Origin of the sequence: Vibrio furnissii CIP 102972 (assembly GCF_000176175.1) — a bacterium.
Taxonomy (GTDB): Bacteria; Pseudomonadota; Gammaproteobacteria; order Enterobacterales; family Vibrionaceae; genus Vibrio; species Vibrio furnissii.
The window spans coordinates 268,514-285,657 of the sequence record NZ_ACZP01000014.1 but is presented as its reverse complement, the minus strand read 5'-3'; the positions used below and the strand labels follow the sequence as shown (position 1 = coordinate 285,657).

Annotated in this window: 14 protein-coding genes; 9 read left to right on the top strand and 5 right to left on the bottom strand. The window is 50.5% G+C overall.

Going from position 1 to position 17,144, the window contains the following annotated elements:
- Window positions 1-930 carry a LysR family transcriptional regulator gene (locus VFA_RS11540; protein ID WP_004727005.1) on the bottom strand — a complete coding sequence of 310 codons (930 nt, stop codon included), beginning with the start codon at window positions 928-930 and terminating at the stop codon, window positions 1-3.
- A 434-nt stretch (window positions 931-1,364) separates the two neighbouring features.
- Window positions 1,365-3,113 (bottom strand): sigma-54-dependent Fis family transcriptional regulator, encoded by a 1,749-nt coding sequence (locus tag VFA_RS11530; protein ID WP_004727003.1) that lies wholly within the window; start codon window positions 3,111-3,113, stop codon window positions 1,365-1,367.
- A 295-nt stretch (window positions 3,114-3,408) separates the two neighbouring features.
- On the opposite strand from VFA_RS11530, the gene exaC reads away from it, so the two are divergent.
- The 8 genes from exaC (at window position 3,409) to mtgA (ending at window position 11,047) form a co-directional block, all read left to right on the top strand.
- Window positions 3,409-4,929 carry an acetaldehyde dehydrogenase ExaC gene (exaC, locus tag VFA_RS11525; protein WP_004727002.1) on the top strand — a complete coding sequence of 507 codons (1,521 nt, stop codon included), beginning with the start codon at window positions 3,409-3,411 and terminating at the stop codon, window positions 4,927-4,929.
- Window positions 4,930-5,184: 255 nt separating this feature from the next.
- Window positions 5,185-6,378 (top strand): glycine C-acetyltransferase, encoded by a 1,194-nt coding sequence (locus tag VFA_RS11520; protein WP_004727001.1) that lies wholly within the window; start codon window positions 5,185-5,187, stop codon window positions 6,376-6,378.
- Window positions 6,379-6,457: 79 nt separating this feature from the next.
- Entirely contained in the window at window positions 6,458-7,489 is a 1,032-nt protein-coding gene (gene tdh / locus VFA_RS11515) for an L-threonine 3-dehydrogenase (RefSeq protein WP_004727000.1), read from the top strand.
- 290 nt (window positions 7,490-7,779) lie between these two features.
- Window positions 7,780-7,992: a transcription antiterminator/RNA stability regulator CspE gene (cspE, locus tag VFA_RS11510; protein WP_004726999.1), complete on the top strand. Its 213-nt coding sequence runs from the start codon at window positions 7,780-7,782 to the stop codon at window positions 7,990-7,992.
- Window positions 7,993-8,282: 290 nt separating this feature from the next.
- On the top strand, window positions 8,283-8,498 hold the full coding sequence (locus tag VFA_RS23005; protein ID WP_014257562.1) for a hypothetical protein: 216 nt from the start codon (window positions 8,283-8,285) through the stop codon (window positions 8,496-8,498).
- 480 nt (window positions 8,499-8,978) lie between these two features.
- On the top strand, window positions 8,979-9,362 hold the full coding sequence (locus tag VFA_RS11505) for a DUF1090 domain-containing protein (RefSeq protein WP_004726996.1): 384 nt from the start codon (window positions 8,979-8,981) through the stop codon (window positions 9,360-9,362).
- A 303-nt stretch (window positions 9,363-9,665) separates the two neighbouring features.
- On the top strand, window positions 9,666-10,169 hold the full coding sequence (locus tag VFA_RS11500; protein WP_004726995.1) for a DinB family protein: 504 nt from the start codon (window positions 9,666-9,668) through the stop codon (window positions 10,167-10,169).
- A gap of 212 nt (window positions 10,170-10,381) precedes the next feature.
- Window positions 10,382-11,047, top strand: a complete 666-nt coding sequence (gene mtgA / locus VFA_RS11495; RefSeq protein WP_004726994.1) for a monofunctional biosynthetic peptidoglycan transglycosylase — start codon at window positions 10,382-10,384, stop codon at window positions 11,045-11,047.
- Window positions 11,048-11,150: 103 nt separating this feature from the next.
- Here mtgA and VFA_RS11490 read toward each other — a convergent pair whose 3' ends face one another.
- Window positions 11,151-12,671, bottom strand: a complete 1,521-nt coding sequence (locus VFA_RS11490; RefSeq protein ID WP_232281706.1) for an EAL domain-containing protein — start codon at window positions 12,669-12,671, stop codon at window positions 11,151-11,153.
- A gap of 189 nt (window positions 12,672-12,860) precedes the next feature.
- Between VFA_RS11490 and VFA_RS11485 the strand changes: the two genes are divergently transcribed.
- Window positions 12,861-13,109: a DUF3297 family protein gene (locus VFA_RS11485; protein ID WP_004726992.1), complete on the top strand. Its 249-nt coding sequence runs from the start codon at window positions 12,861-12,863 to the stop codon at window positions 13,107-13,109.
- 253 nt (window positions 13,110-13,362) lie between these two features.
- Here VFA_RS11485 and VFA_RS11480 read toward each other — a convergent pair whose 3' ends face one another.
- Both VFA_RS11480 and VFA_RS11475 read right to left on the bottom strand, forming a co-directional pair.
- Window positions 13,363-15,159, bottom strand: coding sequence for an ABC transporter ATP-binding protein (locus tag VFA_RS11480; protein WP_004726990.1), 1,797 nt, complete (start codon window positions 15,157-15,159; stop codon window positions 13,363-13,365).
- Window positions 15,156-16,895, bottom strand: coding sequence for an ABC transporter ATP-binding protein (locus VFA_RS11475; RefSeq protein WP_004726989.1), 1,740 nt, complete (start codon window positions 16,893-16,895; stop codon window positions 15,156-15,158). Before VFA_RS11475 ends, VFA_RS11480 begins: the two co-directional genes overlap by 4 nt.
- Window positions 16,896-17,144 lie beyond the last annotated feature (249 nt).

Below are 17,144 nucleotides of genomic sequence, written 5' to 3'. Positions count from 1 at the left end.
CTATCCTTTTTCGTTCAGCTTCGGACTGAGGTGCTTCATGACATAATCGATGAACACGCGTAGGCGAGCTGGCATGTATTTGGTTTGCGCGTACTGCATGGCGATGGCGCCATGATAGTTGCTTTTGATGGTCCAATCTTTGAGCAGTTGCACCACTTTGCCTTCTGCCAACGCATCTTGTACCACGAAGTCATGAAAGATGCCGATGCCCAAGCCATTTTTCACCCCATTCAAACGCATTTGCGAATGGTTGACGGCATAGCGCCCGCTCACAGGGACGGTGTGAAACTCATCGTCTTTGAGAAAATCCCACAGGTGATCTTTGTCGGTTTCGGCCAAATACAAGCAATCGTGCTCAGTGAGTTGGGTGGGGTGCTTAGGCGTGCCTCGTTCGGCCAGATAATCTGGGCTGGCACACAAAACCAAGTTGGTTTTGCACAGCTCGCGCAAGACCAGATTTTCGTCTGGTTTATCAGTCAGTTTAAACGCCACATCAATGTTGTGTTTGAACAGATCAATTTCGCCATCGGCGGCGCGTAATTTCAGCTGGATCTGCGGGTATTTTTTCAAAAATGGCACCACAAACGGTTGCAGTACCGAGTTGAGAAATGCTTCTGGCGCCGCGACGGTCAGTGCGCCTGAGGGTTCGGTGTGGTCCGAACTGGACAGCTCCACAGCCTGCTGGGCGGCGTTCACCATCACCAAACACTGGTCGTACACTTTTTGCCCGGCCTGCGTGATGATCAGCTTGCGGGTGGTGCGTTCAAACAGCTTGACGGACAGTGCCAGTTCCAGACGAGTGATCAATTTACTCAGTGCTGAAGGGGTCACCCCAAGCTTGTTGGCAGCCGCGGTAAAACTGCCCTCATTTACCACCAAAATAAATGTCGCTAAGTCAGGAAGTAGGCCAATGAGTTTGGTATTTAGCATGGTCTTTCTACTTCTTCAATTGCCAAAAAATTCATGGTTCAAATGCTCTCTATTGCTGCCACAGTTTCCTTGTGCAACGGGACAGAGTGGCAAACAGCTAGCCGACGAGTTTATCGGTAATCGTGCGGTTAGTGTGACAAAAGTGCATTATTTTGGCAGATTTATGACCAATGCGTGTCCGAGTATCGTTTTTAATATCTCAATCTGTGCGCTGTGCCAAAGAATTGTATTCATCGAGCCGATAGAACGACCGTTGAGGGCTAAATAATTGATAAGGATAAAATTTATTATGCTCGATTGGTGAATTGAAGTCATAAATATCACCATTAAAAAGCGCGAATTTGCGCGAAAATGTCAACTTTGTACAAACCCATAGGCTCGCGCTGAAAAGTGAGCCTGACGGGTAAAAACAGCAATTTCACGCTCGGGGTGGATCAGGTCAAAATGCCCAGCGATTTGAGTTTTCGATACAGCGTGTTTCGGCTGATACCCAACATTTTTGATGTTCGACTGATGTTGCCTTGGTTGGCTTGATAGGCCTGCAATAATGTGTCGTCGACGGTTGATTTTAGATCGTTTACCCTCGGCGTGTCACCCTTGGAGCTGCTCAACGTGAGTGATTCCGTCATATGACCGGGCACGTGTTCAAGGCGTAATTGGGGTTCATCACAAGCGAGCAGCGACGACACTTTCATCACATTATCCAGTTCACGAATGTTTCCCGGCCAAGGGTAGCTGCACAGCAGTGTCATCAGGTGAGGGCAGAGTGCTTGTGCGCCAATACGATATTTGTGGTGGATCTGCTCAATCAGCGCGGCTTTGTCTTGTCGCTCACGCAGGGACGGCAGTTGCAGAATCAATCCGTTGAGGCGGTAGTACAAATCCTGACGAAAACGACCTTCGGTCATCGCTTGCTCAAGGTCTTTGTGGGTTGCAGCGATGATTTGAATGTCCACTGGGAAGTTGTGATTCGATCCCACCGGTACCACGACCTTATCTTGCAGTACATGCAACAGGCGCGACTGCGCTTCCAACGGCAGGTCGGCGATTTCATCTAGAAACAGAATGCCCTGATCGGCTTGGCGAATTTTCCCCTGATAGCCTTTGCTGTTGGCGCCGGTAAAGGCGCCCGCGACATAGCCAAACAGTTCCGATTCAATCAAATCTTTGGGCAGTGCGCCGCAATTGACGCTGACTAGATGTTTGCTGTGGCGCGAACTGCGTTTGTGCAATGCTTTCACAAACTCGCCTTTGCCGACCCCAGTTTCACCGAGGATCAGCAATGGAATGTCTTTATCGATCAGTTTATTGGCTTGTTGCCACGCTTGTTCGACGTTGCTGTCACCAAAATGCAGATCGCAGGCGGCAGAATAGGCCTGAGTGCGATGCGGTTTGGTGTTGAGCGCATGCTTTTCAAACACAAACTTGCTGTGCTGGGTATCAAACAGCGTTTCAATGGTATGTCCCACCACCGAGTTTTGCGCTAATAGTTGCGCGGCGATGTGGTTATGGGCCAGGACTTTTCCGCTTTCATCGGCAATGACGATACCTTGCCAGCCGCTATTGAGTAGCGAGCGGTCGTAGGCAAGATCAATGCGCGTTGCGCCTTGCGGAATATCACACAATAGATGGTTCTCCACTAACTGAACCATATTCTGTACCAGAACTTGCGTGGAGAGATCGTGCTGCTGTTGCTCGCTGGTGATATCGAGAATACCGAGCAATTCACCGTGATGATTAAACAGCGGACACGCCGAACAGCTGATGAAATGATGCTGACGAATGTAGTGCTGGTTGCCGATGATGGTCACGGGGCGCGCTTCGACAATCGCGGTGCCAATCGCATTCGTGCCTTTGATGTTCTCCTGCCAACAGGCGCCGGACTCGAGTGAGATTTCAGTGAGCTTTTCATGGAAACGTTGCTGGCCCCAAGTGGCCAGAATCACCCCTTCGCCATCGGTCAGAATTAATCGACTGTCACTGCGTGCACACATTTGGTTGAACAGCGGCAGCGCGTGTTGCTCGACGGCAGACAGCAGCGATGTGGCGCGCCATTGACGTTCTTTCAGCTCATCGTTCGGCAGGCGAATATGCTCCGGCCGGGTTCGCTGTGTCAGCCCGGCTTCTTGGCTGCGATGCCAGGAAGTGGTGAGCCAATCTTGGTTAACGGTTTGAATTTGCATAACTGTTCCATGTTGTCACAGTGGCTGTGTGTCATTTTGGGACACTGGAACATCGGGTGGCAGTTCCCGAACAGCGATTCCATTTCAGTACTGATCTTTTAATCATTTTGTTAATCATAGTTTTACATTTTATTAACAACAAGAATTCGCATCTTGGCGTGTGATTTGCGTTACGAAGTGAAGAAGGTGCGCCGTTTGTCTGTTTTAAACACTTCCCTAAAGGGCGGAATGAAAAGGAAAACGCGACACCCGAACAACAACCTAACGTGAATGAGAAAGTGAGAAGGATCGAACGATGATTTATGCGCAACCAGGAACCAGCAATGCGATTTTCAACTTCAAGAGCCATTACGATAACTACATTGGTGGCCAATGGGTGAAACCGGTCAATGGTGAGTACTTTGATAACGTGTCACCGGTGAACGGGCAGGCCTACTGCCAAGTGGCGCGCTCCAGTGCCGAAGACATTAACTTAGCGCTTGATGCAGCGCACGAAGTGCGCGCGCAGTGGGGCAAAACTAGCGTGGCTGAGCGCGCCAATATTCTGCTCAAAATCGCCGATCGCGTGGAAGCGAATCTCGAGACACTGGCTTTTGTTGAAACGTGGGAAAACGGCAAACCGATTCGTGAGACGCTCGCGGCAGACTTGCCTTTGGTGGTCGATCACTTCCGTTATTTTGCCGGCTGTATTCGCGCTCAAGAAGGCAGTGCGGCAGAAATTGATGCCAACACCGCTGCGTATCACTTCCCAGAGCCGATTGGTGTGGTCGGGCAGATCATTCCATGGAACTTCCCGATGCTGATGGCGGCGTGGAAACTCGCACCGGCGATTGCCGCCGGGTGTTGTGTGGTGCTCAAACCGGCAGAACAAACGCCGACGTCGATTCTGGTGCTGATGGAAACCATTGGTGATCTGCTGCCCCCGGGCGTGGTGAACGTGGTGAACGGTTATGGCGCAGAAGCGGGGCAGGCGCTGGCGACCAGTAATCGCATCGCCAAACTGGCGTTTACCGGTTCAACCGATGTCGGACACCACATTCTGAAATGCGCAGCCGAGAGCTTGATTCCATCGACGGTGGAGCTGGGCGGTAAATCACCGAATATCTACTTCGCCGATGTGTTCGATCACGAAGATGCGTATCTGGAAAAATGTCTGGAAGGGACGTTACTGGCCTTCTTCAATCAGGGCGAAGTGTGTACTTGTCCGTCGCGTGTGTTGATCCACGAATCGATTTACGACAAGTTCATCGCCAAGCTGGTGGATCGCGCGAAAACCATCAAACAAGGAAACCCGTTAGACAGCGATACTCAAGTGGGCGCGCAGGCATCGCAAGAGCAGTTTGATAAGATCCTGAGCTACCTCGAAATTGGCCGTCAGGAAGGGGCGCAAGTGTTGTGTGGCGGTGAAGTCGCGCATCAACAGGGCGACATCAGCCAAGGGTACTACATTCAGCCAACCATGCTGGCCGGTCACAACAAGATGCGCGTGTTCCAAGAAGAGATCTTTGGTCCGGTCATTGCGATCACCACCTTTAAAGATGAAGCGGAAGCGCTGGCGATTGCCAACGACACGGAATATGGCTTGGGCGCAGGGGTGTGGACTCGTGATACTAACCTCGCGTATCGCATGGGACGCAACATCGAAGCGGGTCGCGTGTGGATCAACTGTTACCACGCTTATCCGGCGCATGCGGCGTTCGGCGGCTATAAGAAATCTGGTATCGGTCGTGAAACCCATAAAATGATGCTGGATCACTACCAGAACACTAAAAACCTGTTGGTGAGCTACGATGTGAATCCACTCGGCTTCTTCTAAATCGTTTAAAAATCTAACCCAAGCGCCTTTGATAAGGCGCTTTTTTTGTCTCTTTTTTCGGCGATAGAGGAATAATAGAGTTTATTTGTGATTTCAAATCACCAATGCTTTTCCGCAAAGCAGGATAATCCCTTTTCGGTGCTTGGATTACACTTAGAAGAGTTGAATTTTTACAGTGTAAATGGATCGACCGAAAAGATCCGTTCACTGACCCTACATGCCGCAAGGCAAAGAAAAAACAAGAAGGAAAATGCAATGTCTTCTGCTTTTTACCAACAGATTCGCGATCAGCTTGAGGAAGTGAAAGCTGAGGGTCTTTACAAAGCCGAACGAGTGATCACCTCTCAGCAGCAAGCGGCGGTGCACATCGCGTCTGGCGAAGAAGTCCTGAACTTCTGTGCCAACAACTACTTGGGCCTAGCAAACCACCCATCGCTGATTGAAGCGGCGAAAGCGGGTATGGACTCTCACGGTTTTGGTATGGCGTCTGTGCGTTTCATTTGCGGCACACAAGACACGCACAAAACCCTAGAGCAGAAGCTGTCTGAATTCTTGGGCAAAGAAGACACCATTCTTTACACCTCCTGTTTCGATGCCAATGCTGGCCTGTTCGAAACGCTGCTAGACAAAGAAGACGCCATCATTTCTGACGCGCTGAACCATGCGTCGATCATCGACGGTGTTCGCCTGTGTAAAGCGATGCGTTTTCGTTACAGCAACAACAACATGCAAGAGCTGGAAGAGCAGCTGATTGCCGCTGATGCTGCAGGCGCGCGTCACAAGTTGATCGTGACCGACGGAGTCTTCTCAATGGATGGCGTGGTCGCAAACCTACCGGCTATCTGTGATCTGGCAGACAAATACAACGCGCTGGTGATGGTTGATGACTCTCACGCGGTTGGCTTTATGGGCGAAAACGGTCGTGGTACGCACGAATACCACAATGTGATTGACCGCATCGACATCATTACCGGGACGCTGGGCAAAGCCATGGGCGGCGCTTCAGGCGGTTACACCTCAGGTAAGAAAGAAGTGATCGACTGGCTGCGTCAGCGCTCTCGTCCATACCTGTTCTCGAACTCTGTGGCGCCGGCGATTGTGTCTGCATCGATTCGCGTGCTGGATCTGCTGCAAGAAAGCGGCGATCTGCGTAAACACTTGTGGGACAACGCGGCGCACTTCCGCGCGCGCATGACGAATGCGGGCTTTACCATGGCGGGTGCTGACCACGCGATCATCCCAATCATGCTAGGTGATGCAAAAGTTGCAGCGGAATTTGCTGAGCGCGCTCTGGCAAAAGGCATCTACGTGATTGGCTTCTCGTTCCCAGTGGTACCAAAAGGTCAGGCTCGTATCCGTACTCAGATGTCTGCAGCGCACACGCGCGAGCAACTGGATAAAGCGATTGATGCCTTTATCGAAGTCGGTCAAGACATGGGCATCATCTAAGTTTTCACGGCCATTAGTGATAACGAAGAATAGGGAATTTTTTGCCTCGCACTGAGCGGGGCAATATTGGGTGAATAGTATGAAAATCAAAGCGCTCTCGAAGCTAAAGCCTGAACAAGGCATCTGGATGACCGAAGTGGATAAACCCGAAATGGGCCACAACGATCTGCTGATCAAGATTAAGAAAACCGCGATCTGCGGTACAGACGTCCACATCTACAACTGGGACGACTGGTCACAAAAAACCATTCCAGTCCCGATGGTGGTCGGCCATGAATATGTGGGTGAAGTGGTTGCGATTGGTCAGGAAGTTCGCGGTTTCAGCATCGGCGACCGTGTTTCTGGCGAAGGCCACATCACGTGTGGTCACTGCCGTAACTGCCGTGGTGGCCGCACGCATTTGTGCCGCAACACCATTGGTGTCGGCGTGAACCGCACTGGCGCATTTGCTGAGTACTTGGTGATTCCAGCATTCAACGCGTTCAAGATCCCAGAAGGCATCTCAGACGATCTCGCATCCATCTTCGACCCGTTCGGCAACGCTGTGCACACGGCACTGTCGTTTGACCTGGTGGGTGAAGACGTGCTGATCACGGGCGCAGGCCCAATTGGCATTATGGCGGCAGCGGTTGCAAAACACGTGGGCGCACGTCATGTGGTGATCACCGATGTGAACGAATACCGTTTGGATCTGGCGCGTAAAATGGGCGTCACCCGCGCAGTGAACGTTGCTGAGCAAAAGCTGGAAGACGTGATGGCTGAGCTGGGCATGACCGAAGGTTTCGACGTTGGTCTGGAAATGTCTGGCGTACCAAGCGCGTTCAGTTCCATGCTAAAAACCATGAACCACGGTGGTCGTATCGCCCTGTTGGGGATTCCACCATCAGACATGGCGATCGACTGGAACCAAGTGATTTTCAAAGGCTTGGTGATCAAAGGCATCTACGGCCGCGAAATGTTTGAGACTTGGTACAAGATGGCAAGCCTGATTCAATCTGGCCTAGATCTAACGCCAATCATCACGCACCATTTCAAAGTGGATGACTTCCAAAAAGGCTTCGACGCGATGCGCAGCGGCGCTTCCGGTAAAGTGATTCTGGATTGGGAATAACCCATTCAAATAAGAAAGCGCTCCGATTGGGGCGCTTTTTGTTTGCTTTCAATAATGACCTGACACAGCTTGGTCGATGGTAAGAAAAAATTAATGAAGAAATGCGTATCTATTCTGTGTGTTTCGTGTATAGTATTCGCAGCTCTAATGGTGGGCTATAAGATAGTATGTTTAGTTCAAGATCTTCTTAGGTTTTCCGATGAAAGTCGGTCAATCTATCCTGCGATACTTTTTCTTCATTCCTTATTTAGTAGCTTACCTTTTAATTCAATCAACACAATGAGATAGATATGTCAAATCAAGCAACTGGCACAGTAAAATGGTTCAACGAAACTAAAGGTTTTGGTTTTATCACTCCTGACAACGGCGGCGCTGACCTGTTCGTTCACTTCCGTTCAATTGCCAGCGAAGGCTTCAAAACATTAGCTGAAGGCCAAAAGGTTTCTTTTAATGTAGAACAAGGTAACAAAGGCCCACAAGCTGGCAACGTTACTGTAATCTAAGAATTCTATAAAAAGATCCCTTCAACAGAAGGGATCTTTTTTCTTTATATCATCACCACTCCCATACTCGAAACGCCAATCGAATGATCGATGGGGTTCTGTTCTGCGTGAACGGAAACGACGCCATGATCAATCACTTCATCGTTCGGCATCCAACCGGCCATGCACCTTGGTGATGAATTCAAGTGCCAATGAGCGTTCTAATTCATCTGCATCACATACGAAAGCACTGACGCTCATCGATTAGAACGAGCAGATACCATTTTGGTTAAGATAAGGTAAGAAACGATATGAGAAAGCCTGTAAGAAAATCGAGCAAGAAATCGAGCAGCAAAATGCAGAAAAATAACTTTGAAGAACGATTTGCTGTCATGGTCAAAGAGTACCAAGATGCGAAAGAAGTTCTTGAGTCGATGACCAAAGGTTCAGCAGAATATGTTGCTCAGGAAAAGCTATGTAATAAGCTATTTGCGAGTGCTGAGCGCTACATTAACAACTCAAAATAATTTTATCTCATCCACATTAAGTGCATTCAAAGCTTTCCTGCTTAGAACCGCTACCCCTACGATCGACTGAGTTCCCACGCTTCTGACAGCGACAGTGATGTGAACCATACACTGATGCAAAATATAAAAATCCACGCGCAATCAGAACCGAACGTTGTGGTATGAACCAGTGATCGCTAACGGTCAGAATAAACGGATGACCAATCATGAAGTCATCTGTTTATTCTGAGACCTCAATGCTCTCTGCCATTGACTCTTAAGTGACTTCCAATCATCGATTCAAATCGTGCGACGGCTTACCACTTTGGCTTGCGCGTGCTTTCATTGTTGCGTTGCCTGTTTATTGGTGACATGGTCGATAGAAATACCTGCAAAATGAATCCTTCTGTGAGCAATTTGTAAGGGAAGTTTTGCAAAGTGTGGACTTTCAACTCTCGTACCTATGGCATACTCACTCCTTCATAAATAAAAGGTGGTTGTATGATTAAAAAGTCGCTTTGTGTTGGTTTGTTGGCGTTATTGCCACTGTCGCATGCATTGGCTGATGGCGCTTTAAAAGGGTGCGCTGCTAAAGAACACGCCATTTTGGAGCAAATCGAGTCAGCCAAAAAGTACGATAATCAACGTAAATTGGAAGGATTGGAAGAAGCGCTCAGCCAAGTTCGTCAACACTGTACCGACGAAGGATTGCTCCGCGATCGACAAGCGAAGGTGCAAAAGCAAGAACGAGAAGTTGAAGAGCGAATTCAAGATCTGAAAGATGCTCAAGCATCCGGCAAGCAAGATAAGATCAAGAAAAGAATGCAAAAACTAGAAGAAGCCAAAGCCGAGCTTGAAGAAGCGAAAGCTGAACTGCTCAAGTAAACTCATACGCAGGTCATTTCGTTCGCGGAAGGGCGCGTTGCGCTTTTCCGCTGACGTCACACTTCAACCCCATCTGTGTTTCAGCCATGCTTATGGTTCATCCCGCGACACCCCGCTTTGCAAACCCGCTTTGTACACTTATCGACTTAATCCCATCTGAACAATGACGGCTTCGGGGTTTATTCCCTATCGACGTCCGTGAGGAATCCGAGTAACGTGTTTGTCGGTTGATTGGCTGTGAGCATTCCGCCCAATCAATGAAGCCGTGAGGGCGATGGAAAAGACAACCGATAAGGATAAATGATGCAGTTTGGCAAAGCGTTTCAATATAAGAAGTGGGCGAACCGTGAGTTGTTGGCGTTGGGGGAGCAGCAGTTTTCTCAATTGCCTGAGCACGACGCAACGTTTTTTGTGCGTATTTTAAATCATACAACGGTGGTGGATAGCTTGTTCATCAGCCGCATTCAGGGCGAGCCGGAGCAACACCGCGCCGACAACACCCCCGAAACCCCGACCATTGCCGAACTGCGCCAAACCATGGACGTCCACGATTCATGGTTGGAGACGTTTGCGCAAACCGCGAGTGCAGAAGCGTTGCAACGTGTCGTGACCTTTACCTTTGTGGATGGCGATTCTGGCCAATTGAGTGTGGAAGAGATCTTGTTGCATTTGTTGACTCATGGCAGCAATCATCGTGGTATGGCATCGCGGGTGCTGGCCGAAAACGGGCTTGAGCGCCCACGCGATACGTTCACGCGGTACTTGCATCAAGCGGAGCCACAGCGACGTTCAGGCGCTGCGCGTTAACGCTGCAGCGATGTTTGCTTGTGTTTGCTCGGCTGATTGCAATGTGTCTTGATGTTATTGAGTCGGTAAATTTGTCACCACTTTTACATACAACGGACAACTGATTGCGCGAGATGGTATTAACTGAGCGCTTTTGAGTCGTGCTTCAACGTCGGTGAACGGCGAGGAAAAGGCAAAAGGTGAATGTGTTGATTCGAAGAATTCGACGTCGGATGAAACGATTGTTGATGACCGCCATCGTCCTAACATTGGGCGTGCCGGTGGTGCTGGTGATGGTGCTGAAATTCGTGAACCCGCCCTTTTGGGGCTGGCAGGTGTCGCGCATGCTGTTTCCACCGCAAGGCTATCCGTCACACACACAACATCAATGGATTCCCTTGGCCTCAGCATCGCCGCTGTTGCCTTTGGCGGTGATGGCGTCTGAAGATCAACGTTTTCCAGAGCATTGGGGCATCGACACCCATGCGTTAGCGTCGGTAATCAAAAATCGAGGTGAGAACGGCCCCGATCGCGGGGCGAGTACCATCACCCAACAAACTGCGAAAAATGTGTTTTTGTTCCCAAGCCACACCTATGTGCGCAAAGCCTATGAGCTGTACATTTCACTGTTATTGGAACTGATTTGGGGCAAAGCGCGCATCATGGAGATGTACCTCAATGTGGTGGAATTCGGACCGGGGATTTATGGCATTCAAGCAGCCAGTGAACACTACTTTGGCGTGTCGGCGGCGCATTTAACGCGTTACCAAGCGGCGCAACTGGCCGTGGTTTTACCCAATCCGTACCGAATTCAACCGTACCCGATGACGCAGTATGTGCAGCAGCGTGTGAACTGGGTATTGCGTCAAATGCAAAACCTTGGCGCCGTCGCTTTATAGCTGATTCATTCGTCCTTGATGGGCGCAGCTCATTCTTCATCACCTGGCGCTGGTTGTGCTCGCTCTTTTGCACTCACGATGCGTGGCTAGCTGCGAGGTTTGCCTAGCCGCGAGGTTTGCGCGCATTGAGCACGTCACGAAGTTCACCAGACGGCAGTGACTTATAGAAGTACCACCCCTGAATTGAGGCGTCGGGGTAGTTGTCTTTGATGATGTTGAACTCATGTTCCGTTTCAACCCCTTCGAAAATGACTTGTTTGTTGAGGTTGGTGAGGAGTTCCATCACCGGGCGCACGATGTTGCGTTTGATGTCGTAGTTGAGCGCATTCACAAACACGCGGTCAACTTTGATGTAGTCGAAGTCCATTTCCGTCAACCACACCAAGTTCGCTACGCCGGTGCCAAAATCATCCAGCACCACCACGAATCCCATCGCTTTTGCATCTCGCGAGAAGTCGGCCAATTCGAGTAGCGGAAGGTCGATTCGTTCGGTAATTTCTATCTTAATCTTGGCGTTTGGAATCCCATATTCGGTGGTCAGTTTGTCAAGATACGGCAGAAAGTGCGGGTCTTGAAGTTCGAACGCAGTGATGTTGATGCCGAGCGCTAAATCGGGATGTTCTCGCATGATGGGCGCCATTTCACTGATGGAGCGCTCAACGATGAAGTAGGCCAATTGTGGGTACAGCGACAATTTTTCAGCAATGCCAATAAAGAGTTCTGGCGACACGCGGCCATATTGGCTGTCTTCCCAACGCACCAAACTTTCGACGGCCTTAATGCGCTGATCGCGCGCCACCACAATCGGCTGGTACTCCATGTACAATTTTTTCTGCGACAATGCTTCCCGAAAGCGCTGCTCCATGGAGTGGCGACGGCCCATGAATGTCCAGAAAAAGTAGGCGAGCAGCAAACTGAACAGCAGCGCGAGCGCGATACAAATCAGCAGCATATCGAGCGAGTAATTCGCTAATCCTGCTTTGGTATTGGCGGTATGGACACAATAATTGAATTTGTCACTGCAGGTTTCGGTGTCAATGCGAAGGGCAGGGAAGTCGTTTCCGTAGTGAGAGCCGGGCGTGTACTGAGTGAAAATGTGTTCATGTGTGGCCGATTCAACGCTGAAACGAAACTTGGGCATGCGCTGCATCAAGTGCTGATACTGATCGGGAATCGTCAAGGTGACGAAGTGGTTCAAGCGAGTTAAATCATACTTGTCGTCGACGGGAAACAGATGTTCGACTTGCTTGTAAAAACGATAGCCTTTGAATGCGGTTTGGAATTTGTGGCCGATATCGACGGGGGGAAATCGCCCCCAATTCGCAGTACATAGCACGGACTCGTCGTTCATGAAGCCGATGTCGTAGATTTCAGAATTTTCGTGAACCAACTGGCGAATCACCGTCATGGTGGCGGTATCACAACTGGGTTCAGCGATGGTATTGGTGACGGTGAGCGCATCCGTGATTTGTTCGGAGGCGTCTTCGGCTTCGTGCAATACTTCGTGGGCGAAGCGGATTTGTTCATCTTTCTGAACAGAGTAAGCCGTCACTTCGATAAGACCTAAAGTGATGATAAAAGCGGCGAGGAATATGGCCAGCCTTGTGAGTGCCTGATTTGCCATGATTGCCTATGTCATCCAAACGAAACAGAATCATCAGTATGCTCAGAGATGACGTCGGATACAATCATTCCGCGCTATTATTTGTGTCAGATAAAGCGCATTCGCGCGCACAAAGCGAGATTGTTTGCTTGAGCCTACGCAGCGCTTTGTCTAAAATGGCGCACTTTTTCATGACACTGGGTCAATACTATGAACGACACGACTGCAAAACCAGCACTACCCGATCGCCTCGCCGGTAATCCTCGCAGCCCACATTTTGTTGCGGAATGCTTTGAGCACCAAATCGGCATTCGCTTCAACGGCAAAGAGCGTACTGATGTTGAAGAATACTGCATCAGCGAAGGCTGGGTAAAAGTTGCTGCGCCAAAAGCACTCGACCGTCGTGGTCAACCGCTGCTGATGACGCTGAAAGGCACGGTCGAAGCGTACTACAAATAATGGTTGTCGCTGCCCATGGGGCGGCGAAGCCCTGTCAGCTTGATGTTGGCACTGAATAAAGAAATGGCCGCGGAGTGCACACTCGGCGGCCTTTTTTATGCGCGAAACGATTTTCGACCCGCGGAATCTATTTCTTATGCGCGAAGTGATTTTCTATGCGCGGAAGCTATTGTCTGTGCAGGGAAGCTATCTTCTGCATGTGGTTTTCCCCCTGCTTGCTGCGCTGAACGCATCTTGAGCATCAAGCAGAGCGCTAGGCGGAAACGTATCGGCTTTGCTCGGCTTGCGCCACCATTTGCTCTTGTTGTTGCAGCTCATACATCGCGCGGTAACGTCCGTTCTGGAGAGTCATCAGCTGTTGGTGATTGCCTTGCTCGATCAACTGCCCTTTATCCAGTACCAGAATTTTGTCGGCGTGATGAATGGTCGACAAGCGGTGCGCAACCACAATCAACGTCACTTTGCCGCGCAGTTCATTCAACGCACGTTGCACCACGTGTTCGGTTTCGCTATCGATGTTGGCGGTCGCTTCATCCAGTAGCAGAATTTTGGGGGATCCGGCTAACGCGCGGGCGATGATCAACTGCTGGCGCTGACCGGTCGAGAGGCGCAATCCGCCTTCGCCGAGTTCGGTTTGATACCCGTCGTTCATCGCGCAAATCACGTCATGCAGGTGCGCCTGTTTGGCGGCACGTTCCACCGCTTCTTGAGTCAAATTTCTTCCCATGTCGATGTTGTCGAATACGGTGGTGGCCAACACAAACGGCTCTTGTGGAATAAAGCCAATGCCTTGGCGCAGCGTGTGCGGGTCATACTCATTCAAGGGATGGCCATCAATGCAAATGTTGCCGGATTGAGGCTGATAGAAATTGAGCAGCAAGTTAAGGAGCGTCGATTTACCGCTGCCGGTATGGCCGACGATGGCGTAGAAGTGCCCCGCATCGACGGAGACATCGATGTTGTGCAGAACGGGTTTGTCTTTTTGATAACTGAACGTCAGTTGCTCAATGCTCAGGTCGCCGCGCGAAATCTCATGCCAGCGCGCAGTGCCTTCATTGGCCGCTGGCTCTTGCAGCAATTCATGTACGCGATCGCCCGCCACAATGGCTTGCTGGTAGAGACTAAAGCGCTGCGTGATCTCAACCAAGGGCTCGGTAAAGCGTCCCAAATAGTTCAGATACGCATACAGCACGCCGATTTCGGCCACGCCTTGCACCACTTTCAAACCAAAGAACCACACCACTCCGCCGAGCACCAAAATGCTCAACAAGTTGATCGCCGGACGCAGTAATAAAGAGCCGACGGTGACTGATTTTAGTCGCGTGGTGTAGTAGCCCTGGTTGATGGCTTGAAATTGTTCGAGCTTGGCGTGTTGCTGATTGGTGGCTTGAATCACCGTCATGCCAGAGATCGACTCATTCATGGTTGAGTTAATGTCTGAGCGCAGTTGACGGCTTTCGGTGACCGCTTTGACACTGAATTTCTGGTAAAGATAAATCAGGATCACCACCGCCGGGATCAGCAGCAACGCGACCAGCATCAGCTGAATGTCCAAAATGGCCATGGCGGTTAAAATCCCGATCAGCATGATCAAGTTGGCGAGAATGTTCGACAAAAACTGCACGTAAATGTCTTTGATCGATTCGGTGTCGTTGGTCAGTCGGCTCACCAATTGCCCGGTACGCGCGTAATCAAAGAAAGACACCGGCAGCGTCAACACGTGTTTAAACAATCGCTTACGAATATCGAGCACGGCATTTAATGCAATATCCAGAAAACGCAGCGTCTGCTTGTATTTGAGGTAGGTTCCCATCAGCACCGAAAAAACGAACAGGCTGATCACGCCCACCACAGGCCACAGCGGGTAATGATCCTGCATGACGAATTCATCGATGAACACTTTGCTCAGCATTGGCCCAAGCACGTCAAACGCGGTGGCCAAGACCACCAACAGCAAGGTTTTGATGAACAGGGCTTTTTCAGCAAATACATAGCTCATCAACAATTTCAGTGAGCCGGAGCTTTTGGCTTGTGTCGGTTGGGTACTCATTGTAATTCGTTCTCCAAAGCTTGCTCCATTTGTTGATAAGCGGCCATGCGTGCGTACCAACCATCTTGACGAATCAGCTCGCGGTGCGTGCCTTTTTCAATCACTTCGCCATGTGCCAACACCACAATGTTGTCGGCACGTTCAATCGCAGATAAGCGATGACTCACCACGATGAGGGTTTGCTCGCGTCGTTGCTGTAAGTGTTCGATGATCACTTTCTCAGTTTTGATGTCGACTGCCGACAGCGCATCATCCAGCACCAGAATCGGCGCTTGGCTGATCAAAGCGCGCGCAATCGAAATACGCTGGCGCTGACCGCCGGAAAGCGTTACGCCGCGTTCGCCAACCAGCGTTTGATAGCCGTCAGGGAATTGCTCAATATCGTCGTGAATCGCGGCCAGTTGAGCGGCTTGGTATACCTCGTCATCCGTGGCGTTGCTGCGCCCGATTCGAATGTTTTCCATGATGTTCATGCTGAACAAAAATGCATCCTGCGGCACGTACGCATACAAACTGCGCAACTCGCTTAACGGAATGGACTGAATCGGCACGCCGCCCACGAGGATCGCGCCTTGCTCGGCCTCCCAATAACGCATCAGCAAATGCAACAAGGTCGATTTACCTGCGCCAGTGGCACCGGCGATGCCCAGCACATGGTTCTCATCGACACGGACGGAAATATCGTTGAGCGAGGGGTGTTGGGTATCTGGGTACTGAAAGCGCAGTTGGTCGATATCAAGCGCATAGCCGCTGGGCTGAGTGGTGCCGCGATCGTCAATGGAATCGGGCAGGTTCAAAAGCGCTTCCAAACGGCCAATGGCCGCATTTCCGCGTTGCAGAATGTTCATCAACCAGCCGAACGCGTACATCGGCCAAATCAGCTCAGAAAGATAGAGCGTGAAACTGGTCAGTTGCCCAACCGTGAGGGCGCCGTTGCTGATCTGCCAGCCGCCGACCAGCAGCGCAATCAATAAGGCGGCACCTAAGCTGAGCTGAATGATTGGGTCGAACAGCGCCTCTGAGCGCTGCACTTTGTACGTGGTTTGCGCGGCTTGTTCGGCAATCTGTTCAAATTTGTTGGCTTCGATGGTTTCGCGACCCATGGATTTGATCATGCGAATGCCAGCCACCGATTGCTGCGCTTGTTCGTTAAGGGTCGAAAAGGTATCGAGTGTGTCTTTGAATTGGTAGTGAATGCGGTTCGAAAGCTTGTAGAAGCCATATCCCATAAACGGGAAAGGCAAAATCGCCAGCACCGCCAGTTGCCAGTCGATAAATACAAACATCATCACCAACACCAAAATGAAGGTCATCAGGCCATCAAAACCGGACAAAATCCCTTCACCGGCCGCCATTTCCACCGCATCAATGTCGTTGGTGGCGCGCGCCATTAAGTCGCCCGTGGAGTGCAGGTTATAGAACGCTTGGCCTTGTCGCAGTAAGCGATGATAAAAGCGCTCGCGCAGAATATTGCCGAGTTGGTAAGACGTACCAAACAGCACGCGACGCCAGCCGTAGCGCAACAGATAAACCAGAATACTGACGCCAACAAGGGCAAACAGGTAATATTCTGCTTGAGAAAAATCACGGGTTTCCAAGAGCTTATCAATCGCGTGACCGATAAACCACGGCACCGCCATGTTGAGCATCGCGACGGCAAAAAGCATCGAGAGCGCCAACGCATAGGTCCAGCGATGCTGGCGGAAAAACCACTTCAGGTGTTGAAATAATTGCATGAGTGACAGTCCAGACGAGACAATGATACGGCCGTTCTCAGTCACGCAGCGAGGCGTCACCAGCGCAGGGGCACTTTTATTGAACCGCGTTAAAACGTCAGGTTGGAACGAGGGAATGAAAGCGTGAAAGGCTCGGCGCAGTGTCCGTATTTGTTTAATTGCTTTTGTTTTCGCCAATCATAACGCAAGCGGTGCGTTGGATAAATACGCACACCCCGGCCAAGCGCCGGATTGGACGAATAGGCAAAA